We start from the raw sequence: 1,026 nt of genomic DNA, 5'->3' as shown, positions 1-1,026 counted from the left end.
CTACTGGGGCCCCAAGGCCAGCAACTTGGGAGATCCGGACCCGAACTAGGTGCCGCAGTAGCACTCAACGCCACACCACCGCGCTACACCGGCGAAACACCACCCGCAGTGATCAGATGGACAGGAAGAAAAGGCGAGCGCCAGCGACAAACAGCCGCCCACCATGGGGCGGCTGTGGGTGGTGTGGTGGCGTCTGGACAGCAGGATGCTGAGCCGGGGACGGTGAAGCGGGTTCGGCGGTTTGGGGAAGATAAGGAGCGGTTGAAGGAGTGGGTTGTGCGGGCTCAAAAGGAGGGAGGGGCCGAGACGGCTGCGGCAGGACTGAAATGGGTGAATGAACAGGGGCTCGTGATTGGGAAAACCGTTTGGGGGGAGGCGTGGCTTGCCGCGACTGGGAAGGCGAGGCAGGTTCGGCGGTTTGGGGAAGATAAGGAGCGGTTGAAGGAGTGGGTTGTGCGGGCTCAAAAGGAGGGAGGGGCCGAGACGGCTGCGGCAGGACTGAAATGGGTGAATGAACAGGGGCTCGTGATTGGGAAAACCGTTTGGGGGGAGGCGTGGCTTGCCGCGACTGGGAAGGCGAAGCAGGTTCAACGGCCTGGGATAGATAAGGAGCGGTTGAACGAGTGGGTTGTGCGGGCTCAAGAGGAGGGAGGGGCCAGGACGGCTGCGGCAGGACTGAAATGGGTGAATGGACAGGGGCTCGGGGTTAAGGCCGAGAAGTGGGGGGATGCGTGGCTTGCCGCGACTGGGAAGGCGAAGCAGGTTCAACGGCCTGGGATAGAGAGGGAGCGGTTGAATGAGTGGGTTGTGTTGTCTCAAAAGGTAGGAGGGGCCAAGACGGTTGAGGCAGGGTTGGACTGGGTGAATGGGCAGGGGTTCGAGGTTGAGAAAAATGTTTGGGGGGAGGCGTGGCTTGGTCTTGAGGTTTTGGATCACTGGTCTGCTGATTTTGGGCATGAGGACGTTCCATTCGCCTGGGAGGGATTTGACGGTGTTGGCGAGAGGAATGTTGCTGGCGACCTGGAT

The 1,026-nt window shown here is 61.1% G+C and carries 1 protein-coding gene; it reads left to right on the top strand.

Features of this window, described 5'->3' with window-relative positions; genetic code table 11:
* Nucleotides 1-186 precede the first annotated feature (186 nt).
* Nucleotides 187-1,026 (top strand): hypothetical protein (locus tag ACWDKQ_RS36405; RefSeq protein WP_450143278.1); only part of this gene is annotated, 840 nt, incomplete at its 3' end.

This window comes from Saccharopolyspora sp. NPDC000995, from assembly GCF_053599315.1.
This window is presented reverse-complemented; position numbering and strand designations above follow the sequence as displayed.